The sequence below is a fragment of the Aeromicrobium sp. CnD17-E genome (assembly GCF_024124745.1).
Classification (GTDB): domain Bacteria; phylum Actinomycetota; class Actinomycetes; order Propionibacteriales; family Nocardioidaceae; genus Aeromicrobium.
Genome location: NZ_JAMXRU010000015.1, coordinates 20,523 through 43,548, shown reverse-complemented (window position 1 = coordinate 43,548; position 23,026 = coordinate 20,523). Strand labels below are relative to the sequence as shown.

Annotated in this window: 25 protein-coding genes and 1 tRNA gene; 14 read left to right on the top strand and 12 right to left on the bottom strand. The window is 72.4% G+C overall.

Annotated elements, in window-relative coordinates:
- On the bottom strand, positions 1-315 hold a 315-nt coding region (locus NH339_RS05480; protein WP_308207035.1), incomplete at its 3' end, for an ATP-binding protein.
- 12 nt (positions 316-327) lie between these two features.
- A complete protein-coding gene (locus NH339_RS05475) occupies positions 328-1,395 on the bottom strand; it encodes a zinc-dependent metalloprotease (protein WP_253023308.1) in 1,068 nt (355 codons plus the stop codon).
- Positions 1,396-1,528: 133 nt separating this feature from the next.
- Between NH339_RS05475 and NH339_RS05470 the strand changes: the two genes are divergently transcribed.
- Genes NH339_RS05470 through mnhG form a run of 6 tightly spaced genes read left to right on the top strand, consistent with a single transcriptional unit; the run spans position 1,529 to position 7,598 of the window.
- A complete protein-coding gene (locus NH339_RS05470) occupies positions 1,529-4,441 on the top strand; it encodes a Na+/H+ antiporter subunit A (RefSeq protein ID WP_253023307.1) in 2,913 nt (970 codons plus the stop codon).
- Positions 4,438-4,857, top strand: coding sequence for a Na(+)/H(+) antiporter subunit C (locus NH339_RS05465; protein WP_067854384.1), 420 nt, complete (start codon positions 4,438-4,440; stop codon positions 4,855-4,857). The genes NH339_RS05470 and NH339_RS05465 overlap by 4 nt, the downstream gene beginning before the upstream one ends.
- Positions 4,854-6,461 (top strand): Na+/H+ antiporter subunit D, encoded by a 1,608-nt coding sequence (locus NH339_RS05460; protein WP_253023306.1) that lies wholly within the window; start codon positions 4,854-4,856, stop codon positions 6,459-6,461. Before NH339_RS05465 ends, NH339_RS05460 begins: the two co-directional genes overlap by 4 nt.
- A complete protein-coding gene (locus NH339_RS05455) occupies positions 6,458-6,991 on the top strand; it encodes a Na+/H+ antiporter subunit E (protein WP_083516206.1) in 534 nt (177 codons plus the stop codon). The genes NH339_RS05460 and NH339_RS05455 overlap by 4 nt, the downstream gene beginning before the upstream one ends.
- The gene (locus NH339_RS05450; RefSeq protein WP_067854374.1) at positions 6,988-7,266 is read left to right on the top strand and encodes a monovalent cation/H+ antiporter complex subunit F; all 279 of its coding nucleotides are present in this window, start codon (positions 6,988-6,990) and stop codon (positions 7,264-7,266) included. Before NH339_RS05455 ends, NH339_RS05450 begins: the two co-directional genes overlap by 4 nt.
- Positions 7,263-7,598 (top strand): monovalent cation/H(+) antiporter subunit G, encoded by a 336-nt coding sequence (gene mnhG / locus NH339_RS05445; protein WP_253023305.1) that lies wholly within the window; start codon positions 7,263-7,265, stop codon positions 7,596-7,598. The genes NH339_RS05450 and mnhG overlap by 4 nt, the downstream gene beginning before the upstream one ends.
- Before the next feature lie 75 nt (positions 7,599-7,673).
- Here mnhG and NH339_RS18780 read toward each other — a convergent pair whose 3' ends face one another.
- Positions 7,674-8,588 (bottom strand): DUF559 domain-containing protein, encoded by a 915-nt coding sequence (locus tag NH339_RS18780; protein WP_253023304.1) that lies wholly within the window; start codon positions 8,586-8,588, stop codon positions 7,674-7,676.
- A 169-nt stretch (positions 8,589-8,757) separates the two neighbouring features.
- On the opposite strand from NH339_RS18780, the gene NH339_RS05435 reads away from it, so the two are divergent.
- The gene (locus tag NH339_RS05435; RefSeq protein ID WP_067854369.1) at positions 8,758-9,546 is read left to right on the top strand and encodes an exodeoxyribonuclease III; all 789 of its coding nucleotides are present in this window, start codon (positions 8,758-8,760) and stop codon (positions 9,544-9,546) included.
- Positions 9,547-9,549: 3 nt separating this feature from the next.
- Here the strand turns inward: NH339_RS05435 and NH339_RS05430 are convergent, their stop codons facing one another.
- The 4 genes from NH339_RS05430 to NH339_RS05415 form a co-directional block, all read right to left on the bottom strand.
- Positions 9,550-10,845, bottom strand: coding sequence for a class I SAM-dependent methyltransferase (locus NH339_RS05430; RefSeq protein WP_253023302.1), 1,296 nt, complete (start codon positions 10,843-10,845; stop codon positions 9,550-9,552).
- A complete protein-coding gene (locus NH339_RS05425) occupies positions 10,842-12,203 on the bottom strand; it encodes an FAD-binding oxidoreductase (protein ID WP_253023299.1) in 1,362 nt (453 codons plus the stop codon). The genes NH339_RS05430 and NH339_RS05425 overlap by 4 nt, the downstream gene beginning before the upstream one ends.
- A 116-nt stretch (positions 12,204-12,319) precedes the next feature.
- Complete coding sequence (locus tag NH339_RS05420) at positions 12,320-12,982, bottom strand: pirin family protein (RefSeq protein WP_253023297.1); 663 nt, start codon at positions 12,980-12,982, stop codon at positions 12,320-12,322.
- Positions 12,975-13,316 carry a metallopeptidase family protein gene (locus NH339_RS05415; protein ID WP_256475015.1) on the bottom strand — a complete coding sequence of 114 codons (342 nt, stop codon included), beginning with the start codon at positions 13,314-13,316 and terminating at the stop codon, positions 12,975-12,977. Before NH339_RS05415 ends, NH339_RS05420 begins: the two co-directional genes overlap by 8 nt.
- A gap of 90 nt (positions 13,317-13,406) precedes the next feature.
- Between NH339_RS05415 and NH339_RS05410 the strand changes: the two genes are divergently transcribed.
- The 5 genes from NH339_RS05410 to NH339_RS05390 all read left to right on the top strand — a co-directional run bounded on the left by NH339_RS05410 (position 13,407) and on the right by NH339_RS05390 (position 17,705).
- Positions 13,407-13,482: transfer RNA gene (locus NH339_RS05410), tRNA-Glu, on the top strand.
- A 228-nt stretch (positions 13,483-13,710) separates the two neighbouring features.
- Positions 13,711-15,090: a DUF1932 domain-containing protein gene (locus NH339_RS05405; RefSeq protein ID WP_253023293.1), complete on the top strand. Its 1,380-nt coding sequence runs from the start codon at positions 13,711-13,713 to the stop codon at positions 15,088-15,090.
- Positions 15,087-16,424 carry a TRAP transporter large permease subunit gene (locus NH339_RS05400; RefSeq protein WP_253023291.1) on the top strand — a complete coding sequence of 446 codons (1,338 nt, stop codon included), beginning with the start codon at positions 15,087-15,089 and terminating at the stop codon, positions 16,422-16,424. Before NH339_RS05405 ends, NH339_RS05400 begins: the two co-directional genes overlap by 4 nt.
- Positions 16,421-16,726: a hypothetical protein gene (locus NH339_RS05395; protein WP_253023289.1), complete on the top strand. Its 306-nt coding sequence runs from the start codon at positions 16,421-16,423 to the stop codon at positions 16,724-16,726. Before NH339_RS05400 ends, NH339_RS05395 begins: the two co-directional genes overlap by 4 nt.
- Entirely contained in the window at positions 16,719-17,705 is a 987-nt protein-coding gene (locus NH339_RS05390; RefSeq protein WP_253023287.1) for a cyclase family protein, read from the top strand. Before NH339_RS05395 ends, NH339_RS05390 begins: the two co-directional genes overlap by 8 nt.
- A gap of 28 nt (positions 17,706-17,733) precedes the next feature.
- On the opposite strand, the gene NH339_RS05385 is transcribed toward NH339_RS05390, so the two are convergent.
- Positions 17,734-18,483, bottom strand: a complete 750-nt coding sequence (locus tag NH339_RS05385; RefSeq protein WP_253023285.1) for an IclR family transcriptional regulator — start codon at positions 18,481-18,483, stop codon at positions 17,734-17,736.
- 247 nt (positions 18,484-18,730) lie between these two features.
- Here NH339_RS05385 and NH339_RS05380 point away from each other — a divergent pair, with 247 nt between their 5' ends.
- Together NH339_RS05380 and gluQRS are read left to right on the top strand one after the other, a co-directional pair.
- The gene (locus NH339_RS05380) at positions 18,731-18,916 is read left to right on the top strand and encodes a hypothetical protein (protein ID WP_067854345.1); all 186 of its coding nucleotides are present in this window, start codon (positions 18,731-18,733) and stop codon (positions 18,914-18,916) included.
- Positions 18,864-19,724, top strand: coding sequence for a tRNA glutamyl-Q(34) synthetase GluQRS (gluQRS, locus tag NH339_RS05375; RefSeq protein ID WP_253023283.1), 861 nt, complete (start codon positions 18,864-18,866; stop codon positions 19,722-19,724). The genes NH339_RS05380 and gluQRS overlap by 53 nt, the downstream gene beginning before the upstream one ends.
- Positions 19,725-19,755: 31 nt before the next feature.
- Here the strand turns inward: gluQRS and NH339_RS05370 are convergent, their stop codons facing one another.
- The 4 genes from NH339_RS05370 to NH339_RS05355 all read right to left on the bottom strand — a co-directional run bounded on the left by NH339_RS05370 (position 19,756) and on the right by NH339_RS05355 (position 23,024).
- Entirely contained in the window at positions 19,756-20,568 is an 813-nt protein-coding gene (locus tag NH339_RS05370; protein WP_253023281.1) for an alpha/beta fold hydrolase, read from the bottom strand.
- Between the two features lie 110 nt (positions 20,569-20,678).
- A complete protein-coding gene (locus tag NH339_RS05365; protein WP_253023279.1) occupies positions 20,679-21,590 on the bottom strand; it encodes an ABC transporter substrate-binding protein in 912 nt (303 codons plus the stop codon).
- Positions 21,591-21,597: 7 nt separating this feature from the next.
- Positions 21,598-22,326, bottom strand: coding sequence for an ABC transporter permease (locus NH339_RS05360; RefSeq protein WP_253023277.1), 729 nt, complete (start codon positions 22,324-22,326; stop codon positions 21,598-21,600).
- Entirely contained in the window at positions 22,323-23,024 is a 702-nt protein-coding gene (locus NH339_RS05355) for an ABC transporter permease (RefSeq protein WP_253023275.1), read from the bottom strand. The genes NH339_RS05360 and NH339_RS05355 overlap by 4 nt, the downstream gene beginning before the upstream one ends.
- Positions 23,025-23,026 lie beyond the last annotated feature (2 nt).

Sequence of the window (23,026 nt, the reverse complement as noted above, 5' to 3'; positions counted from 1 at the left end):
CGAGCGCGCGGCACCCTCGGGTCCCCCGTCGGACCCGACGACCACCCGGACCACCTCGGCCGGCAGCCCGAGCCCGCGGACCTGGTCGGCGGCCCGGTCGGCGACCTCGTCCGACGCGGCCTGCAGGCCGTGGTCGACCACGACGCCACGCACGGGGCGACGGTCGCGGTCGGCCACGAAGGCCGCGCACGCGGCGAGCGCCAACGAGTCGGCACCACCGGAGACGCCGAGCACGACCGGCACGGCAGCGTCGAGGTCGGCGAGCACCGCCCGGACCCCCGCACGACCACGAGCCTCGGCGTCGAGCAGCCTCACCCGACGACCCCGTCAGCCGTGGACGCGCCGGACCCAGGCGTCCGGGTCGGTGATCTCGGAGCGGTCGGGCAGGTTCTCGGGCTTCTCCCACACCGCGTTGAACCCCGCGAGGCCCACCTGGTCGGTCACCTGGCGCACGAACACCGCACCGTCGCGGTACTGACGCATCTTGCCCTCCAGGCCGAGGAGCCGGCGCAGGAGCCGGTCGACGCCGTTGCCGCCCTTGCGCCGCGAGTCGAACCGGCGACGGATGGTGGCGACGGTCGGGATCACGTCGGGGCCGACCCCGTCCATGACGACGTCGGCGTGGCCCTCGAGCAGCGACATGACACCCGTGATCCGGTCGACGACGGCCTTCTGCCGCTCGTTCTGGAACACCTCGGCCAACGAGGCCTCCGAGGTGCCGCGCACGACCTTCACGAGCTCCGGCAGGCCCTCGCTCAGGAAGCGCTGCAGCGCCTCGGAGTCGAGGTCGGTGGCCTCCGTCAGCTCGTCGATCAGCGTGCGGAGGTGGTCGCGCATCCACGGCACCGCCGTGAACTGCACGCGGTGCGTCTCCTCGTGCAGGCAGACCCAGAGCCGGAAGTCGTGCGGGTCGACGTCGAGGCTGCGCTCGACCTGGACGATGTTCGGCGCCACGAGCAGGAGACGGCCGCCCTCGCCCCGCGGACCGGTCCAGAACGGGTCGAACTGGCCCAGCACCTTGCCCGAGAGGAGCGCGACGAGGCCCCCGACCTCCGCCCCGCTGACCCGGCTCCCGACGGCGCGCGTCAGCCCGCCGACCGGGCCCGCGCCGCCGGAGCGGCCCTGCTCGAGCCGGGCCACGACCGGGTCCATCAGCACCTCGAACGTGGCCAGGTTGGCCTCGATCCAGCGGGGACGGTCGACGACGAGGACCGGCGCCTGCGCCTGCACCGTGTCGGGGGCGTGCAGGTCGGAGAAGTCGCGCACCGGACCCTCCGAGCGTGCCGCCGCCTCGCGCAGCTCGCCCACGACCTCGTCGGCCTCGCCGGGCGTCAGGTCGGGGCCGGGACGGGTGAGGGTCGTCGCCGTGCTCCGCGCGACGCGCCAGTCGATCATGCTCCGCGCCCCGGGAAGAGCACAGGGTACGAGACGCGCAGCATGACGGTCTCTCCGTTCACTCGCCGACGCTCGCTCATGCCCGTACGGTACGACGTGCCGTCACACGGGGCCGCCCGATAGGATCACAGCAATGATCGGGCTCCTCGCGCTGCACCTCGTCGCCGCAGCGGGGGCCCCCGCCCTCACCCGGCTGCTCGACCGCCGCGCGTTCGTGGTGCTGGCCCTCGTCCCGGCCGCCTCGTTCCTGTGGCTGCTGCCCCGGGCGCTCGACGTCACCGACGGTGGCGCGCCGGTCGTCGAGCGGTGGTCGTGGATCCCCAGCCTGGGTGTCGACGTCGACCTCGTGCTCGACCCGCTCACCGCGATCATGTCGCTGGTCGTCACCGGCGTCGGCGCGCTCGTCCTCCTGTACTGCGGCTGGTACTTCCGCCACGGCGACCCCGAGATCTGGCGCTTCTCCGGCGTCCTGACGGCGTTCGCGGGCGCGATGCTCGGACTCGTCCTGTCGGACAACATGTACGTGCTGTTCGTGTTCTGGGAGCTGACGACCGTCCTGTCGTACCTGCTCATCGGCCACAACCCCGAGCGCCGTGCGAACCGTCGCGCCGCGATGAACGCGCTCCTCGTCACCACGTTCGGCGGGCTCTCGATGCTCGTCGGCCTGTTCGTGCTGCACGCGCAGACCGGCACCCCGCGCCTGAGCGAGGTCGTCGCCGACCCGCCGTCCGGCCCGGCCGTCACCGCCGCGGTCGCGCTGCTCCTCGTCGGCGCGCTCAGCAAGTCGGCACTGGCCCCGTTCCACTTCTGGCTCCCGGGCGCCATGGCGGCACCCACCCCCGTCAGCGCCTACCTGCACGCCGCGGCCATGGTGAAGGCCGGCGTGTTCCTCGTGCTGCTCATGGCGCCCGCGTTCGCCGACACCCCGGGCTGGCGTCCCGTGCTGCTGACGCTCGGCATCGTCACGATGATCATCGGCGGCCTGCGCGCCCTCCGCCAGCACGACATCAAGCTGCTGCTCGCCTACGGCACGGTGAGCCAGCTCGGCTTCCTGGTGGCCGTCGCGGGGGCCGGGACCCGCGCGGCGGCGTTCGCCGGCCTGTCGCTCGTCCTCGGCCACGCGCTGTTCAAGTCGACCCTGTTCCTCGTGGTGGGCGTGGTCGACCGCAGCGTCGGCACGCGCGACCTGCGCGAGCTCACGGGCCTCGCCCGCTCCCTGCCCGTCCTCTTCGTGGCCACCGTGCTGGCGGCGGCGTCGATGGCGGGCCTGCCCCCGCTCCTCGGGTTCACCACGAAGGAGGCCGCGCTCGCGGCGTTCGTCGACCTCGGGGACGACGCCGGCATCGGCGCCTGGGGCACCCTCGCCCTCGCCGGTCTGGTGGTCGGGTCGGTGCTGACCGTCGCCTACACCGCGCGGTTCGTGTGGGGCACGTTCGGCACCAAGCAGGTCGCGGCCCCGACGCTGAACCCGCCCGGAGCGATGTTCCAGGCCTCGCCGGTCGTCCTGTCCGTCCTCGGCCTGGCGGCAGGCTTCGCGGGCGGGGTGCTCACCCCACGCATCGAGTCCTACAGCGACGCGTTCGGCGAGGGCGCGCACGCGCCCGTCCTGACGCTCTGGCACGGGTTCACCCCGGCCCTCTGGCTGTCGGTCGTCGTGGTGGTCGGCGGTCTCGCCCTCTGGCTGCTGCGCCGCCCCGTCGCACGGCTGCAGACGACCCTCGTCGAGCGGCTGCACCTGCCCGACGCCGAGCGCAGCTACCACGCGATCGTGCGCGGGGTCGACCGCGCGAGCATCGAGGTCACCGGCTTCACGCAGCGCGGCTCCCTCCCGTTCTACCTGGGCATCGTCCTCGTGGTGCTCGTGGTCGTCCCGGGCACGGCCGCCGTGCGGGCGTGGGGCACGCCCGACGTCTCCGTCGGCGACGGCAGCACGTTCGGCCCCGACGACGCCCTGCGGGTCGCGACGGTGGCGCTCGTGTGCGCCGCGGCCCTGCTGACCGTGCGCTCGCGCCGCAGGCTGCGAGCCGTGCTCCTGCTGGGCGTGACCGGCTACGGCACGGCTCTGCTTTTCGTGCTGCACGGCGCCCCCGACCTCGCGCTCACCCAGGTGCTCGTCGAGACCTTCGCGCTCGTGACGTTCGTGCTGGTGCTGCGTCGCTTCACCCCGTTCTTCTCCGACCGGCCCTTCACCGTCACCCGACGCGTTCGCATCGCGATCGGCGCGACCGCGGGGCTCGCCGTCGGCGCCTACGCGGTCGTCGCCGCCAACGCCCGGACCGCGTCGCCCATCGGTCGTGCCTTCGAGGGACCGGCCTACGAGTTCGGCGGCGGCGAGAACATCGTCAACATCACCCTCGTCGACATCCGCGTGTGGGACACCTTCGGCGAGCTGGCCGTGCTCGTCGTGGCCGCCACCGGCATCGCGAGCCTCATCTTCCTCATCACCGACCGCGCGCAGTCCCACCGCGAGACGCGTCGCGCCCGGCCCGGACCGAGCGACGAGCGCCAGGGCTGGCTGCCCGGCGCCGTGGCCCTGGAGGACGTGCGCCGCTCCGTCGTGTTCGAGGTGGTGGCCCGCGCCGTGTTCCCGGTGCTGATGATCTTCTCGGTCTACCTGATGTTCACGGGCCACTACACGCCCGGTGGCGGCTTCGCCGGCGGCCTGGTCGCGGGCCTCGCGCTCGCGGTGCGCTACCTCGCCGGCGGGCGGCGCGAGCTCGACGCCGCGGCTCCCGTCGACGCCGGCGTGGTGCTCGGGTCGGGACTGGCCGTCGCGGCGCTGTCGGGGATCGTGCCGGTGCTCGTGGGCGCGAACACCTTCCAGAGCGGCGTCTTCGACGTCCCGGTGCCGCTGCTCGGCGACGTGCACGTGGTCACCTCGGTCGCGTTCGACGTCGGCGTCTACCTCGTGGTCGTCGGCCTGGCGCTCGACGTCCTGCGCAGCCTGGGCGGCGGGATCGACCGCCACGGCGAGCAGGGACACACCGACTCCGGCCTGTCCGAGGAGTGCACCAGCGCTCCCTCACGGGGAGGGGCGCCCGCATGACCGTCGACCTCGCCCTCGTGCTCGCCATCGTCGTCCTCGTCGGCTGCGGCACCACGCTCATGCTCGAGCGCAGCCTCAGCCGGATCCTGGTCGGCTTCGTCATGGTCGGCAACGGGGTCAACCTGCTGTTCCTCGTGGCGTCGGGCCCCAGCGGCGCACCGCCCATCGTCGGCCGCGGCGGCATCACCGACCCGCTCCCCCAGGCCATGGCCCTCACGGCGATCGTCATCACCCTCGGCGTGAGCGCGTTCGGGCTGGCGCTGGCCTACCGCTCATGGCAGCTGTCGGGCAACGACGACGTGAAGGACGACGTCGAGGACGACCTGATCCGGCGGCGCGCGGAGGCCGACGAGACGTCGAGCTCCTTCGACGAGCCCGAGACCGACGTCCCCGACGAGGAAGGTGCCGACGCATGACCCAGCTCGTCGTCCTGCCCGTGCTCCTCCCGCTGCTCGGCGCGGGGCTGTGCCTCGTGCTCGGTCGGTCCGCGCGCGCCCAGCGCAGCGTCAGCGTCGCCGTCCTGACGGCCGTGGTCGCCACCGCGTCGGTGCTGCTGTACCGGGCCGACACGCAGGGTCCGCAGGCGCTGACCGTCGCCGGCTGGGGACCCGAGATCGGCATCACCCTCGTCGCCGACCGGCTGTCGGCGCTGATGCTGCTCGTCTCGTCCGTGGTGACCCTCGCCGTGCTGCTCTACTCCTTCGGGCAGGGCATCGTCGAGTACGGCCGCGACACGCCGCTGTCGGTGTTCCACCCCACGTACCTCGTGCTGAGCGCCGGGGTGTCGAACGCGTTCCTGTCGGCCGACCTGTTCAACCTGTTCGTCGGGTTCGAGGTGCTGCTCGCGGCCAGCTACGTGCTCATCACGCTCGGCGGCACGGAGGCACGGATCCGCGCCGGCACGGTCTACATCGTGGTCAGCCTGCTGTCGTCGATCATCTTCCTCATCGCGATCGCCTGCATCTACGCCGCGGTCGGCACCGTGAACTTCGCCCAGCTGTCGCAGCGGCTCGGCGACCTCGACCCCGCGGTCGCGCACCTGCTGCAGCTGCTGCTGCTCACCGTGTTCTGCATCAAGGCGGCCGTGTTCCCGCTGTCGGCCTGGCTGCCCGACTCCTACCCGACCGCGCCGGCACCGGTCACCGCCGTCTTCGCGGGCCTGCTGACCAAGGTCGGCGTGTACGCGATCGTCCGGACCCAGACGCTGCTGTTCCCCGACGACTCCTTGCGACCGTTGCTGCTGACCATGGCGATCCTGACGATGGTCGTCGGCATCCTCGGCGCGGTCGCGCAGACCGACATCAAGCGCATCCTGTCCTTCACCCTGGTGAGCCACATCGGCTACATGCTGCTCGGAGTGGCCCTCGGCTCGGAGCTCGCGCTGTCGGGCGCGGTCTACTACATCGCGCACCACATCACCGTGCAGACGGCGCTGTTCCTGCTGGCCGGGCTCGTGGAGTACCGCACGGGCACGACGAACCTCGACCGGCTCGGTGGTCTCGCCCGGTCGGCGCCGATCCTCGCCGTCGCCGTCTTCGTGCCCGCCATGAACCTGGCCGGCATCCCGCCGTTCTCCGGCTTCCTCGGCAAGGTCGCGCTCGGGCGGGCGGGCATCGAGGCGGGCGACTGGCTGGCCGTGACGGCCGTCGTGGCCAGCGTCGCGGTGAGCCTCCTGACGCTGTACGCGGTCGCCAAGGTCTGGAACCGGGCCTTCTGGCAGCCGGTCGACGACGACCTCGCGCAGTCGGTGGTCGACGACGGCTCCGACGTCTGGTCGCACGGCGCCCTGCACGGCGGTGGCGACGTGTCCACCCGCACGCAGCAGACGTCGTCGTGGGCGCGCGTCGCCGAGGAGCAGAGGCTGCCGCTCGGCATGGGCCTGCCGACCCTGGGCCTCGTGGTCGCCTCCGTCGCGCTCACGGTGTTCGCCGGTCCGCTGTTCCGGGTCACCGACGCCGCGGCCGACGAGCTACTGCAGCGCACGCCGTACGTGCAGGCCGTCCTGGGCGGCGACCGATGATGCCGCGCTGGCGGATCGTCGTCGGCCTGACCGCGATCTGGCTGCTGCTGTGGGGCGCGATCACGCCGACGCTGGTCGTGGGCGGCGTGCTCACGTCGGTGCTCGTGCTGATGCTGTTCCCGTTCCCGCAGGCTCCGTGGCGCTGGACGCTGCGGCCCTGGCCGACCCTGACGATGCTGCTGCGCTTCGTCGTCGACCTCGTGCGCGCGTCGGTGCAGGTGTCGTGGCTGGCCGTGCGCCCGGCCGCGCCGCCGCCCAGCGCGGTCGTGCGGGTGCCCCTGGAGACGCGCAACGAGCTGCTGGTGACGGTCACGGCCGAGCTGGTGTCGCTGGTGCCCGGGTCGCTGCTGGTCGAGCTCGACCCCGAGCAGCCCGCGCTGTACCTGCACGTGCTCGACGCCCGCTCCCCCGAGCACCTCGACCGGGCGGTCGCGAGCGTCCACGAGCAGGAGCGACGCGTCGTCGAGGCGATGGCGCCGAAGGACGAGCGCGACGCCTACCGCCGCCTCGCGCAGGAGGTGTCCCGATGATCCCCGTCGCCGTCGCGTGCGCGTCGATGCTCGCCGTCACGGGCGTCCTCTGCCTGGTCCGGATCGTCCGCGGGCCGACGATGCTCGACCGCACGGTCGCGGCCGACGTCTTCGTCGCCGCCTGCCTGTCCGCCGTCGGCGTCGAGGCGGCGATCGCCGGCCACGTCGACACGGCGCCCGTGCTGCTCGCGCTGGCCCTGGTCGGGTTCCTGGGCTCGGTGAGCATCGCCCGGTTCGCCGCCCGCGACATCGACGCTCCCCGGGAGGACGCATGACGACCGACCTGCTCGTCGACGTCGCGTCGGGGGCGCTGCTGCTGGTGGGCAGCGCGCTGGCGCTGGTGGCCGCGATCGGCCTGGTGCGGTTCCCGGACGTGCTGACCCGCATGCACGCGGCCACGAAGCCGCAGACCCTCGGACTCCTGCTGGTGCTCGCGGGCCTGGCGCTGCGCGTCCGCGACCCCGGCGCCCTGACGATCATCGCCCTCGTCGCCCTGTTCCAGCTCGTCACGGCCCCGGTGTCGGCCCACATGGTCGCGCGCGCCGCCTTCCGCACCGGCATCGCCAACACCTCCCGCCTCGAGCGCAACGACCTCGACGACGCGTAGTCCCCCCGATTCGGAACGTCATCGCCCTTCTGCGCGCCAGAGAGGGGCGATGACGTTCCGAATCTTGGGCGAAAGTCATCGCGATGCCGGGAACCAGCGGTGCCACATCGCGCTCATGACCGGGTCGGGACCGCGGTAGCCACGCGAGACGAGAGCCTGATGGATCCGGCGCACGACCTGCGCAGGGTCGCGCAGGTCCTCGGCTGACACGATCACCACGCGGTAGCCCAGCGCCTCCAGTGCTTCGCGACGCAACCGGTCGCGATGCCACTGGCGCGGGTCCGTCTCGTGATGACGGCCGTCGTACTCCACGACCACGCGGTACTCCTCGAGCAGCATGTCGACCCGGGCCACGAACCGACCTCGCTCGTCGCGCACGTCGACGTTCAGTCGAGGGCGAGGGAGTCGGGCCAGCACCACCATCAGCCTCAGCGTCGTCTCCCGCGGCGACTCCGCACCGTCGGCGACCAGGACGAGGGCGCGGCGTGCGCGGCGGACCCCGTGCAGGTGACGACCCCAGCAGTAGCCGAAGAGCTGGTCCCGCGTCAGCGCCCCGATGTTCACCAGGTGATCCATCAGCTGCACGAGCTGCACGAGGCCGAGCTCGCGCGCGCAGTCGACCACCGTCCGTGCCGCGGTCGTGACCCGGAAGCCGTCGCGTCGGACGTGGTCGATCGGGTGACGGTGCCGGTGCAGGTGCACAGGCAGCCGCGTCCGCGCGTCCGACTGCGTCGCGAAGTGCAGGCCCCGGTGCCCGGACGGGTCGAACCCCCACGCACGCGCGGCCGTGACACCGCTGACCACGGTGTCGTCGGGCAGCTTCAGCAGCGCGCCGCGGGCCAGCACCTGGAGCCCGACGTCGAGCCCGGACCAGACGTACACGTCGGGGAAGAGGCGCCGGTAGCGCCGACCCTGCAGCGCCTTCCACGTCACGCCCGACCGTGCCGCCTCGGCGGACGTGAACGGTCGGTCCCGCAACTCATCAGGCACGTCCTCCATGCCTGGAAGCCTGGCCTGGACGCCTCGCCCGCTCATCCCGCTGCCCACAGACTCCTCCCTCCCCCGACGATTCGGAACCTCATCGCCCATCTCTGCGCCCAAGAAGGGCGATGACGTTCCGAATCGTGGGGAGTCGCGAGGCTGTTGGTAGGTTCGGGGGGTGCGTATCGCGACCTGGAACGTGAACTCGATCCGTAGCCGCGTCGACCGGGTGACGGCCTTCCTGGAGCGGCACGACGTCGACGTGCTGGCGATCCAGGAGACGAAGTGCCGCGAGGACCAGTTCCCGGCGCTCGAGCTCTCGTCGATGGGCTACGAGTACGTCCACGTCGGTCTCAACCAGTGGAACGGGGTGGCCCTGCTGTCGCGGGTCGGGCTCGACGACGTCACGACGTCGTTCGCCGACCAGCCGACGTTCGGCGACCCGCCCGTGCTGGAGCCCCGCGCGGTCGGCGCGACGTGCGGCGGCGTGCGCGTGTGGAGCCTGTACGTGCCGAACGGTCGCGACCTCGAGCACGAGCACTACGCCTACAAGCTCGAGTGGCTGGCCCGACTCCGTGCCGACGCCGAGGGGTGGCTCGCGGCCGACCCCGACGCGCAGATCGCGCTCACCGGCGACTGGAACATCGCCCCGCAGGACGACGACGTGTGGGACATGGCGGTCTTCGAGGGCAAGACCCACGTGTCCGAGCCCGAGCGTGCCGCGTTCCGCGCCATGGTCGACACCGGCTTCAGCGACGTCGTCCGCCCCTACGCCCCCGGGCCCGGCACGTACACCTACTGGGACTACCAGCAGCTCGCGTTCCCGAAGAAGCGCGGTCTGCGCATCGACTTCGTGCTCGCCTCCCCCGCCCTCGCGGCACGCGTCGACGGGGCGTTCATCGACCGCGAGGAGCGCAAGGGCAAGGGCGCGAGCGACCACGCCCCCGTCGTGGTCGACCTCGCCTGAGGCTCAGCTGCCCCAGGTCGGGCGCAGCGGCATCTGCGCGTCGCCGTCGTCGCCGACCTTGACGCCGAGCACCTGGTGCAGGCCGATCTCGTTGCGCTCGAACGCGAGCCGCGAGCCGGCCATGTACAGGCCCCAGACCTTGGCGACGCCGAGGCTGACCTCGCCGAGCGCGTCGTCCCAGCCCTGCTCGAGGTTGCGGCACCAGTCGCGCAGCGTGAGCGCGTAGTGCTCGCGCAGGTCCTCCACGTGGCGGACCTCGAGCCCGTGGTCGTGCATGGCGGTCACGATGGTGCCGACGGGTGCCAGCTCGCCGTCGGGGAAGACGTAGCGGTCGATGAAGGCCCCTGCCTTGGTCGACAGCGACCCGTCGCGACGCGTGATGCAGTGGTTGAGCATCCGACCGCCGACGCGCAGCTTGCCCTGCAGGAACGTGAAGTAGTCGGGGTAGTTGCGGACCCCGATGTGCTCGAGCAGGCCGATCGAGGACACGGCGTCGAAGCCTTCCTCCTCGACGTCGCGGTAGTCGCCGAAGCGGACCTCGGCGAGGTGGTCGAGGCCCTCGTCCTTGATCGCCTGCTGCGCCCACTCCGCCTGCTGACGGCTCAGCGTCACACCGAGCGCCTGCACGCCGTAGTGCTGGGCGGCGTGGCGGACCATGCCGCCCCAGCCGCAGCCGACGTCGAGCAGCCGGTCGCCGGGCTTGAGCCCGAGCTTGCGGCACACGAGGTCGAACTTCTCGAACTGCGCCTGCTCGAGGGTGGCGTCCTGGTCGGGGAAGACGGCGCAGGTGTAGGCCATCGACGGACCGAGGACGACCTCGTAGAAGCGGTTGGAGACGTCGTAGTGGTGGTGGATCGCCTCGGCGTCACGGGCCTTGCTGTGACGCAGGCCCTCGACCATGCGACGCCAGCGGGGCTGGTGCTCCTCCGGCGGCGGGGGCGGCGGCTTCAGGTTCGAGAGGCCGAGGCTGCGCACGATCTGCAGCAGCTCGGCCGGGCCGGGCACGCGCAGGCGCAGCCGGCTCTGCACGAGCGCCATCATCTCGTAGGGGTCGGCCAGCGAGACGCCGTCGAGCTCGAGGTCGCCGGAGACGAACGCCCGGGCGAAGCCGAGGTCGCCGGGAGCGGTCATGAGGTAGGCCAGGCCGCGCTCGTTGACCAGTCGCGCCGTGAAGGGCGCGTCCACCGGTCCGGCGCTGCTGCCGTCGTACGCCTCGAGCCGGAACGGCATGCCGTCGCGCATCAGGCGCGACACGGCCTCGGCGATCGTCAACGTCTCGCTCTCGCGGATGCTGCTCATGAGTTCCTCACCGCTTTCTCGTACAGGGAGCTGAGGCGCCCCTCGGGGTCGTGGACGGCGCGGACCGCGTCGAGCGCGGCGGTGCCGTAGAGCTGGGCGAAGGTGTCCTCGTCGTAGAAGGCCTCGGAGTAGAGGGACTTGTGGCCGCCGAGGGTGTGCACGTGCTCCTCGATGCGTCGGTTCACGGCACCCTCGGGCGTCCCGGCCGGCACGACGACCGTGCCCCAGAAGCCGAGGTTGACGTAGGTCTCGCCGGGCGCGAGCGGGTAGCCGGCCCAGGCCCGGGTGGTGCGCAGCGGGCACAGCCACACCGGCCGCATGCCCACCTCGGCGTCGAACCACTCCAGGAAGGCCGGCACGGCGTCGACGGGGACCTCGACGTCCTGGATGACGCGCTCGCGACCGGGGACCTTCGTAACTCGGTCGAGCAGCCTGCTCAGCCCGACGCGGGTGTCGAGGGAGACCAGGCGGTGGTAGACGTCGGAGCGACGCCAGCGTCGCGGCCAGAGCCGACGCACGAGGGGCTGCTGGGCACCGAACGCGGCCGAGCACCAGAACCAGTCGGTGTCCCAGCGCCAGAGGTAGTCGTACATGGTCAGCCGGTCGGTCTCGCGACGCTGCAGCGAACGGTAGTAGACGTCCTGGCCCGCGTAGTCCGACGTCGGGCCCGGCTCGTCGGTGAACCGCGCGAGCGTCACGTAGACCTCGGTGGGCGTGAACGCGGTGGCGTCGAGGCCGTGCACCGGCTCGCCGTGCCACTGCTGCGTCTCGGTGACGTCGGCCAGGGCCTGCGCCGCCTGCTTGGCGTCGTCGAAGCGGACGTGGCGCAGCGCGACGTACGGCGGGACGGCCTCGAGCCGGATGCGCAGGCGGGTGGCGTAGCCGAGGCTGCCGTAGGAGTTCGGGAAGGCGTCGAAGAGGTCGTCGCCGGGCCGGCAGGTGACCACCTCGCCGGACCCGGTGAGCACGTCCATCTCCAGCACCGACTCGTGCGGGAGCCCGTTGCGGAACGACGTCGACTCGATGCCGAGACCGGTGACGGCGCCGCCGAGCGTGATCGTGCGCAGCTGCGGCACGACGTACGGGATGAGTCCGTGCGGCAGGGTCGCGTCGACGAGGTCCTCGTAGGTGCACATGCCCTGCACGTCCGCCGTGCGCGCGTCGACGTCGAGGGCGACGACGCCGTCGAGCCCGCTGACGTCGAGCCCCGGCGCGTCGGTCGTGGCACGCGGCCGGAACAGGTTGCTCGTCCGCTTCGCCAGTCGTACCGGCGATCCAGGCGGGATCGCCGCGTAGGAGGCGAGCAGACGGTCGACGGCGCGCTGGTGCTCGGTCCACCCCTTCAGGACGTCAGCCATGACCTCAGCCTAAGTGCGACCTTTTTCCAGACGCCACCCGGAGGTTGCAAACATCAACTACTGTGGCGCGGCTCTCACCACTCAGCTCTCACGGCCCAGCTCTCACGGCACAGGTGTCAGGTCGCGGCGCCGAGCCGCCACACGAGCGCCTCGCCGTCACCCGCCAGCACGACGTCGTCCTCGACCTCGTCGGCCCGCAGCGCGTCGCCGGGACCGAGCAGCCCTCCCGCCACCTGCACGGAGCCCCGTGTCACGTGCACGAGGAGGGCGGGCGAGGCGGGGACGGTCACGGGCGCGTCGACGCTCGGGCGCGCGACGAGCAGCTCCGCGTCGGCGTGCAGCGTGACGCCGGGGTGCAGGCCGGGGCCCGTCGGCACGACGAGCGACGCGTACTCCGGTGCCGACGCGTGCCGCGAGCGCAGCATCGTCTGGACGAACCGCAGCGGCTCGACGTCGGAGGCGTTCAGCTCCTCGTGCCGCGCCCCCTCGCCTGCGCTCAGGCGCTGCGCCGTGCCGGGTCGCACGCTGCCGTGGGTCCCGGTCGTGTCGCGGTGGGCGAGCTCGCCGTCGAGCACCCAGGTGACGATCTCGACGTCGCTGTGGCGGTGCTCGGCGTACCCGCAACCCGGGTCGACGACCTCCTCGTTGACCGCCACGACGGCGCCGAAGCCCGTGTTGGCGGGGTCGTAGTGGATGCCGTAGGAGAACGAGTGCAGGGTCCGGACGCCGTCGCCCTCGGTCACGTACCGCTCGCCCGCGCGGCGGACCTCGCTACGCATAGCCGAGCTCGTGCAGGCGCTCGTCGTCGATGCCGAAGTGGTGGGCGATCTCGTGGACCACCGTGATGCCGACCTCCTCGACGACCTCGGCCTCCGTCTCGCAGATCGCCAGGGTCGGGCGGCGGAAGATCATGATGCGGTCGGGCAGGACGCCGCCGTACGCGGTGTCGCGCTCGGTGAGGGCCACCCCGTCGTAGAGACCGAGCAGGTCGGGGTCGTCGGCGGGTGCGTCGTCCTCGACGAACAGCACGACGTTGTCGAGCAGTGCGGTCAGCTCCTGCGGCACCTGCGCGAACGCGGCCTCGACCAGCTCGGCGAACCGGTCCTCGCTCATCTCCACCACGCCCCCATCCTGCCCGAGGGCCGGTGGGGACCCGGGCGTGCAGGCCGACGGGGCCCGCCACCCGTATGCTGGGTCCGCCGCGCCCCCTTCGTCTAGCGGCCCAGGACGCCGCCCTTTCAAGGCGGTAGCGCGGGTTCGAATCCCGTAGGGGGTACCACCGGCAGGTCGCTCGGCGACCCGCCCTCCCGCACGCGTGATCGCCGCGTCCCCCTGTGTCGCGCCGTGACGCCGTCGTGCTGCGTCGCGCCCGACCACGTGACCTGACGGCACCACGTCAGGGCATCTCCAGGGCCCGCACGTGGCCCCTGTCACGTGACGCGCTTGACGAATGGTGTGCCGCCCCTCACACTCGTTTCGATACAACCTCTCACGGAATGAGAATGTGATGCACGTAGCGGTACTTGGACTCGGGGAAGCAGGCGCGCTCTACGCGTCGGCCTGCACGATGCAGGGCTGGGACGTCACGGGCTACGACCCGGGCGACGTCCCCACGCCCGACCACGTCGTCCGCGCGATCTCGATCGCCGACGCGGTCCTCGAGGCCGACGTCGTGCTCGGCCTCACGGGCGCGCGCGCCGCCGTGGCCGTCGCCACCGAGGCCGCCACCGCGATGCGTCCCGGCTCCTGCTTCGCCGACATGAACTCGGGCTCGTCGGCCCTCAAGGACGACGTCCGCGCCGCGCTCGAGGGGCACGACGTCCTCCTCGCCGACGTCGCCGTGATCGGCTCGGTCCCGACCTTCGGCGCTCGCACCCCGCTGATCGTCAGCGGCTCCGGCAGCCCCGTCGCCGCCTCGTTGTTCGCCGCGCTCGGTGCCGACGTCGACGACATCGGCGGGGCGCCCGGCGACGCCGCCACCCGCAAGCTGGTCCGCTCGAGCTGGATGAAGGGAGTCGCGGCGCTCATCGTCGAGACGCTCGAGGCCGGCCGGGCCGCCGGGCTCGAGGACTGGACCCGCGAACAGGTCGCCGAGCAGCTCGCCGACGGCGCCGTCGCGATGGACCGGCTCTACGACAGCACCTACAAGCACGCCGCACGCCGCGCTCACGAGATGCGCGACGCCACCCGGCAGATCGCCGACGCGGGCCTTGTCCCCGTCATGGCCCGCGCGACCGCGGCCCTGCACCAGCAGCTCGCCGAGAACCACACGATCGTCGACGCCGACGTGCTCCGCGCCTGGCAGGACCTGCCCGTGGCGAACATCGGCGACGCCCGCGGCCGTCTCGGCATCACCCGCGACCTGCACGCCCCGTGGCGCGGTGCGAGCATGGTCGGCCGCGCCCGCACCGTGACCGTCGCGGGCGGCGACAACGTCGGGATCCAGCGCATCATCGAGCAGGCCCGCCCGCACGACGTGATCGTCGTCGACGGACAGGCCGACACCAGCCGCGCCCTGGTCGGTGAGCTCATCGCCGGTCGCCTCATCGCCAAGGGGGTCGCCGGCATGGTCATCGACGGCGCCATCCGCGACGCGGAGGACCTGCAGGACATGGGCTTCCCCATCTGGCACCGCGCCCGCAACGCCGCAGGCCCCTACAAGAACGGGCCCTTCCACCACGGTGAGCCCGTGTCGGTGGGCGGGGTCGTGTGCCTCGAGGGCGACCTCGTGGTGGCCGACGGCGACGGCGTCACGTTCGTCCGGCCGCACGAGGCTCCGGCCCTCCTCCCCGCCGCCCGCGCCGTGCAGGAGGACGAGGCCCGGCGTCGTGAGGGCATTGCTGCAGCCGTCGACGCGTACCGTCGGACAAAGGAGGAGGTGTCGTGAGCGCGATCATCGCCCTGCTCGTCTACATGGCGGCCATCATCGTCTGGAACTTCGTCCTCGGCCGCAACATCGGCGAGGCCATGCTGGTCGGTCTGCTCGTCGTCACGGCCTTCGCCGGCGCCGACGCCTGGACCGTCCTCACCCACGCGTTCTGGGAGGCCACGCAGGAGCAGGTCATGTTCGCGGGCCTCGCCTTCGTCTTCATGAGCTACGTCCTGGGCCAGACGCCGGTGCTGGACCGGATGATCGACATCCTGAACTCGGTGCTCGGCCGCGTCCGCGGCGGACCCGTCTACACGAGCACCGTCGCGGCCGGGGCGTTCGGCTCCGTCGCCCACGTGGGCGCGTCGGTCACGGCGGCGGTCGGCTCGATCACGATCCCCTGGATGAAGCGCGCGCAGGTCCGCCCGGAGATCGCGGGCAGCGTCGTTGCCGGGTGTGCCGGCATGGGCGTCACCTTCCCGTTCAGCTCGACGATGTTCATCCTCACGGGCGCCCTGGCGACCACCGGGACGCTCACGGTGGACGAGCTGGTCATCCCGCTGGCGATCGGTGGTCTCTGGTGCCTCGGCGTGCGCCTCATGGTGAACGCCTACATGGTCCGCAAGTACGACCTGCGCGCGATGGACCCCGCCGACCGACTGCCGTTCAGGCGCAGCCTCTCCCGGGGGTGGACCTCGTTGACCCTGTTCATCGGGATGGTCGTGCCGGTCCTGCTCACGATGGGCTGGACGTCGGCGCGGCTCAGCGACTACGTCGGCGTCGACACGGGTGAGGCGCTCAGCCTCATCGTCTGGATCCCCGTCCTCATGATCGCGATCGTCGGGTTCCTCGGCCGGCGACACCTGCCTCGCGGGGGACGCAACTGGTTCGAGCTCCTCGCGGGAGCCGCGCCGCGGTTCGGCGTCATCGGCGTGACGATCGTGGCCGCGTTCGCGGCGGCCAACGTGCTCGGCGAGCTCGGACTGCCCGCGCAGCTGACCACCGCGCTGGAGGCCGTCGACGCCCCCCGCCCGGTGATGGCGCTCATCGTCGGGGCCGTCGTGGTCGCGATCGCCATCCCGCTGACCGCGTCGGCCACGATGGCGGCGATCGGGCCGGTGGCCGTGGCCGCGCTCATCGGGGTCGGCGTCGAGCCGGCCGTGGCAGCGACGGCCGTCCTGATCTTCGCCTCGACCGAGGGCGCCTCGCCCCCGTCCGGTGCGCCGATCTACGTCGCCGCAGGACTCGCCCAGGTCGACCCCGCCACGATGTTCCGCCCCCTCGTCACCTACTTCTGCCTGCCCATCCTGGGCATCGGCGTCCTCATCGCGTCTGGAGTGCTGCCCGTATGAACCCCCTCGACCACCCGACGACCATCGATCCGTCCACCGCACCGTCCGAGAGACCGGCGACGGCTCGACTGCGGTCCTTCCTGCGCCTCGGCTTCGTCGTCACGCTCCTGGTGTTCCTGGCCGGCGGGTTCGTGCTCGTCGGGGCACAGGCCGTGCAGCTCGTCGCCGGCGACGGTCCCGCGGTGGCCGCGCTCGGCGAACGGCTCGGACCGCCGACCTTCACGGTCGCCACCGTGTGCGGGCTGTTCGCGTTCGCGCTCGAGTACCTGCGACCCGCCAGCGCGAGGGACGAGGATGCCTGACGGGCGCCTCGACGTCACCGCGTCGTACGACGACCTGCTGCGACGCGGTGACGCCCCTCCCGGCTCCACCTGGGGACTGTTCGACCCGACCAGCGAGCGCGGCATGGCCGACCTCGCCGGAGCGGAGCAGGTTCTCGCGGCGGCGTCGCTGGTGCGGACGGGCGAGGTCGTGAACCTCGACCACGGCCTCGCCGCCTTCGACCCGCCCATGGCGCGCGCCCGCCAGGCCCCCCGGCACACGATCGTCGCCGGGCACCCCCAGTCGCGCGACGACAGCCTCGACTTCTTCCTGCAGGCGAGCTCGCAGGTCGACGGTCTGCGGCACCGCCGCGCCCAGGACTGGGGGTTCTACGACGGGCACGCCGACGCACAGATCGCCGTCGGCAGTCCCACCCTCGGGGTGCAGCGCTGGGCCGAACGGCCTGTGGTGGGGCGCGGGGTGCTGCTCGACGTCGCGGCCGCCCGGGTCGATCTCGGTGCGCCGCTGGACCACGCGCGGGGCGAGGTCCTCGAGGTCGACGACCTGGAGGCCGCCGCCCGCCGCCAGGACGTCGCCGTCGAGCCGGGCGACCTCGTGCTCGTGCACACCGGCTGGGCGTCGTGGTACCTCGGCCTGGACCGCGAGGCGCGCACCGAGGTCCGCGACCGTCGCTGCGCCACGGGCTTCGCGCAGCGCCGCGCACTCCCCCGGTGGCTCTGGGACCACCGGGTCGCCCTGTTCGCCACCGACACGTTCGCGGTCGAGCGGCTGCCTGTGGTGCCCGACAGCGAATTCGCCGCGTCGGCCGTCGAGGACGCCGGGATGATGCACCAGGAGCTGATCGCCTCCCTCGGGATGCCGCTCGGCGAGCTGTGGCGTCTCGACGCCCTCGCGGCGGCGTGCGCGCAGGACCAGCGCTGGCAGTGCCTCGTCGTCGTCAAGCCGCTGCACCTCGAGGGCGGGGTCGGCTCGCCGGCCAACGCGACGGCGCTGCGCTGAGCGAGGGGGCCGCTCCGGCGAGCAGGGCTCAGAGCCGGCGACCGAGTGCCGAGGCGGCGTTGCGCACGGCTGCCGACCACGCCTCGATCCGCGACTCCGGGAACGTCTCGGTCGTGCCCGCCACCTGGAGGGCGGCCACGACGTCGTCGCCCAGGCGCACGGCGGCCGCGACGGAGCGGGCACCGATGACGCGCTCTCCCTCGGAGACCACGTAGCCGCGCGCTCGGATCGTCACCAGAGCCTCGCGCCACGCCTCGACGTCGATCTCGACGCCGCTGGCGGTGACGAACGGCACCGCCTCGTCGACCACCCGCTGCTGCAACGACTCCGGCAGGTAGGCGGCGAGCACCTTGCCCGCTCCCAGGTGCAGCGGCAGTCGCTCCCCGACGGGCAGCTCGTAGCGCAGCGGGTTGGAGCCCTCGACACGGGCGATGACGGCGCGACTGGTGCCGGTGCGCACGAAGACCGACGAGGCGAGCCCGGTCTCGGCGGCGAGATCCTGCAGCACGGGACGGGCGTTCAGCACCAGCGGACTGCCGGTCAGGAAGGCGTGCGCCCCGAAGAGCAGGCCGACCCCGGCGCGGTACCGGTTGTCCTCGCGCTCGACCCGACCACGGGTCTCGAGCGCTCCCAGGATCCGCTGGGCGGTGGCCACGTGCAGACCCGAGCGGCGGGCGATCTCGCTCAGCCGCAGCCCGTGCGGCGCGGCCTCGAGGACCTCGAGCACGTCGATGGCGCGGTCGAGCGAGCGCATCGTCGACGCGTTCGACTCCGCCACCACCACGCCTCCTCAGGTCTCGGGCGCACTGCCCGACGAGAGCCGATCCTACGGGAGCGGGCACCCGCGCCCCCGGACCCGCCACCGTCGGTCGTGCGTCCCGTCCGCCCGCACGTGCAACCGCAGGAGCACTCGCGCGAGACCGCAGAAGTGATCTTCGTCACATTGTGGGCGAATCTCCAGAGATACCGTCTGACCTGCGCAGATCCGAGTTGGAACGGTGTAGTTCGCGACCTACAGTGGCGTCATGGTCGTCGTCTTCCTCACCTTCCTCAGCCTCGTCCTGACGCTCTTCGTCGGCGCCATCTTCCTGCTCGGGGCCCACCGCCTCGTCACGATGGTCGTCCGCTACGTCGAGACCCATCCGACATACTCCGAAGATGCCCGCCGGACGCTTCGCTCCCTCGCCGTCCGGCGACCTGCACGTCGGTAACCTCCGCACGGCGCTGCTCGCCTGGCTGTTCGCGCGCTCGACCGGGCGGGACTTCGTCCTGCGCGTGGAGGACCTCGACCGTGTCCGTCCGGGCGCGGAGCAGCGACAGCTCGACGCCCTCGTCGCACTCGGGCTCGACTGGGACGGACCGGTGGTCCACCAGAGCGAGCGCCTCGCGGCGTACGACGCGGCCGTCCAGGCGCTCGCCGACGCCGACCTCGTCTACCCCTGCTTCTGCACTCGTCGAGAGGTCCAGGAGGCGCCCTCCGCACCGCACCTGCCGCCGGGCGCCTACCCGGGAACCTGCCGCGACCTGACCGACGCGCAGCGGGAGGCCCGGGCGACGGCGCGGCCCGCCGCCCTGCGGCTACGCGCCGCCGTGACCTCCTGGACGGTGCACGACGTCCTGCACGGTGACGTCGAGGGCGTCGTGGACGACGTCGTGCTGCGCCGCAACGACGGCACCCCCGCCTACAACCTCGCCGTGGTGGTCGACGACGCGGCGCAGGACGTCGACCAGGTGGTCCGGGCCGACGACCTCCTCACCTCGGCAGCCCGCCAGGCCTACCTCGCGTCGCTGCTCGACCTGCCCCAGCCCACGTACGCGCACGTGCCGCTGGCGGTCAACGTCGACGGCCGTCGCCTCGCGAAGCGTGACGGTGCGGTGACCCTGACCGACCTCGGTCGCGACCGCGCGTGGTCGATGGTCGTCGAGTCACTGGGCCTCGTCGGCGACACCCCAGCGGAGCTCCTGGAGTCCTTCCACCCTGCGACGGTGCCGCGTCGGCCGTGGACCGTCCTCGGCTGAGCGGGCGCGACGCGCAGCGTGGTCCGGGCCGTCAGTGCTCGGCGAGGAACGACTCCATCAGCCGGGTGACCGCCTCCGGCTGCTCGACGGTGCTGGAGTGCCCAGCGTCCGGCACGACCTCGAGCCGTGCGCCGGGGATGGCGGCCGCGATCGCCTCCGCCTTGGCCACGGGCGTCGCGACGTCGTCGGCGCCGACCACGACGAGCGTGGGAGCGGTGATCAGGGGCAGCTCGTCGACCACCGGCTGCCGGTCGGTGACCCCGAGGATGGCGGCGCGCATGCCGGGCCGGTCGACCGTGCGCAGCTTGGCCACCCACGGGTCGACGACCTCCGCGCGCCGCGGCGACGCGAGCAGGTGCGGCCCGAACATCAGCGGCTCGACCTTGCCGCGCACCGGTCCGATGCCGAGCCAGCGGTAGACCCGGGCCAGCAGCCGGTACTGGGCCACCTTGTCCGGGTCCTCGGGACCGGCACTGGTGTCGAGCAGCACGAGCGAGCGCACCCGCTCCGGGTGCCGGGCGGCGAGTCGCATGCCGACGAATCCGCCCATCGACAGACCGGCGTAGTGCACGGCTCCGAGACCCAGGTGGTCCAGCAGGGCCACCAGGTCGCCGGTCAGGGAGTCCATGTCGGCGGTCCCGTCCTCGGCCGCCGGCGTGTCGCCCTGCCCGCGCCAGTCGACGGTGATGCACCGGTACCGGTCGCGCAGCGCAGCCACCTGCGGGTGGAACATCCACCCGCTGAACAGCAGACCGTGCCCCATCACGAGGGTCGGAGCACCCGGCCAGGGCTCACCGGTGTCGGTGTGGTGGAAGGAGATCCCCCGCAGGTCGGCGTGTGGCACGAGTCACAGGGTGCCACAGGTCGAGGCGGCGTGCTCGCACGCGACGACGCCCCCTCCGCGCGCCTCGGAAGAGGCCGTGAGGAGGGGGCGTCGGGTGGGCGTGGGCGACCTCAGATGAGGTTCTTCTCCTGCAGCCACTCCTTGGCGACCATGGCCGGGTCGGCCTTCTCGTCACCGTCGACGCGACCGTTCAGCTCGATGAGGTCCTCGGTGGTGAGCTGCTCCGACACCGCGTCGAGGGTGTCCTCGACCGTGTCGCTGGCCTTCGCCTCGTTGATCAGCGGGACGATGTTCTGCGCCGCGATGAGGTTCTCCGGGTCCTCGAGCGTCACCAGGTCGTTGGCGGCGATGGAGGGGGTCGTGGAGTAGATGTTCGCGACGTCGACGTCGCCGTCCTTCAGCGCCTTGACCGTGGCCGGTCCGCCGGAGTCGCTGATCGCCGTGAAGTCGACGTCCTCGACGCCGTAGACCTTCTTCAGGCCGGGCACGCCGTAGGAGCGGGTCTCGAACTCGGGGTTGCCGCCGACCTTGACGGTGCCGAGCTTCTTGAGGTCGCCGATGGAGGTGATGCCCTCCTTCTCCGACAGCTCCGACGTGACGTTGTAGGAGTCCTTGTCCTCGGCGGCGGCCGGCTCGAAGGTCTCGAGCTTCTCGGGCAGCGCGTCCTCGAGGGCGTCGTCGACGGCGCCGGACTCGGTGGCCGTGGCGTTCTTGTCGAAGTAGAGCAGGAGGTTGCCGGTGTACTCGGGGATCAGGTCGATCTCGCCGTTCTCCAGCGCCGGGATGTAGGCCTCGCGCGCGCCGATGCGCAGCTTCTTCTCGACCTTGACGTCCTTGGCCTCGAGCGCCTGGGCGTAGATCTCGGCGATGATCTCGGACTCGCCGAAGTCGGCGGAGCCGATGACGATCGTGTCGGAGTCGGAGCTGGAGGCGCCCGACTCGGTGGGGTCGCCGCCGCAGGCGGTCAACGTCAGGGCAGCGGCCGCGAGCGCGGCGCCGAGCCCGATCTTGTGCACGGACATGTCTCTCCTAGGGGGTGGTCGTGCTCTGGCTGGTGGGGGTCGGATCGGTGCTGGAGGAAGCGCTGGTGGCCGGTCGGGAGGGGCGGGCCCGCCGCTCGGCCGCCGCCTGCGCGACGGCGAACAGACCGTCGAGCAGCAGCGCGAGGACGACCACGACGACCGACCCACCGACCATCTGCGGGTAGTCGCGCACGGCCTGGCCGTCGAAGATGTAGCGCCCGAGGCCGCCGAGGGACACGTAGGCCGCGACGGTCGCGGTCGCGACGACCTGCAGCGTCGCGGCGCGGAAGCCGCCGACGACGAGGGGCAGGCCCAGCGGGACCTCGACGCGAGTGAGCACCTGCCACTCGGTCATGCCCTGCGCGCGGGCGGCGTCGACGGTCTGGGGGTCGACGGACTCCACGCCCGCGTACACGCCGGCGAGCAGCGGCGGCACCGCCAGCACCGTGAGTGCGAGGATCGGCGCCTCGAGACCGAGGCCGAGCAGCAGCGTGAGGAGCGTCAGCACCCCGAGCGTGGGCAGGGCGCGCAGCGCGCCGGTGACCCCGATCGCCAGGCCGCGAAAGCGTCCGGTGTGACCGATGTACAGCCCGAGCGGCACGGCGATCGCCGAGGCGACGACGAGGGTGAGGCCGGTGTAGCCGAGGTGCTCGAGCACGCGGTTCGGGATGCCGGCGTCGCCGGTCCAGTGCGCGCCGTCGGTGAGCCAGTCGACGGCGTCGGAGACGACGCTCATGCGACCCCTCCGACAGCGCTCGGACGTCCGACCAGACGGCGCCAGAGCGGGCCGCGTGGGCGACTGCTCGCTCGGCTCCACGGCATGAGCAGTCGTCCGGCGAGCACCAGGAGGGCGTCGAGGACGAGCGCCAGGACCACGATGCCCACGAGGCCGACGACGATCTCGGTGAGGAAGTCGCGTCGGTAGCCGTTGGTGAACAGCGACCCGAGGCTGGAGACGCCGATCAGGGCACCGACGCTGACCAGGCTGACGGTCGAGACGCTGACCACGCGGATGCCGGCCAGCAGGACCGGGCCGGCCAGCGGCAGCTCGACGCCGAACCCGCGCTGGCGGGAGGAGTACCCGGTGGCGGTCGCGGAGTCGAGCACGGCGGGCGAGACGGAGGCGAACGCGTCGGCGGCGGTGCGCACCATGATCGCGACGGCGTAGATGCTGAGCGCCACCACCACGTTGAGGGGGTCGAGGAAGCCCGTCCCGATGATGCCGGGCAGCGTGACGAACAGCGCCAGCGAGGGGATCGTGTACAGCACGCTGCCCGCGCCGAGCAGCGTGCCCCGCAGCCGCGGGTGCCGGCTGGCGTACCAGCCGATCGGCACGGCGACGGCGAACCCGATCACGAGGGGCACGACGCTCAGCCAGGTGTGCTGCCAGAACAGCTCGAGCACCTGGTCACGGTTGCGCCACGCCCACTCCACCG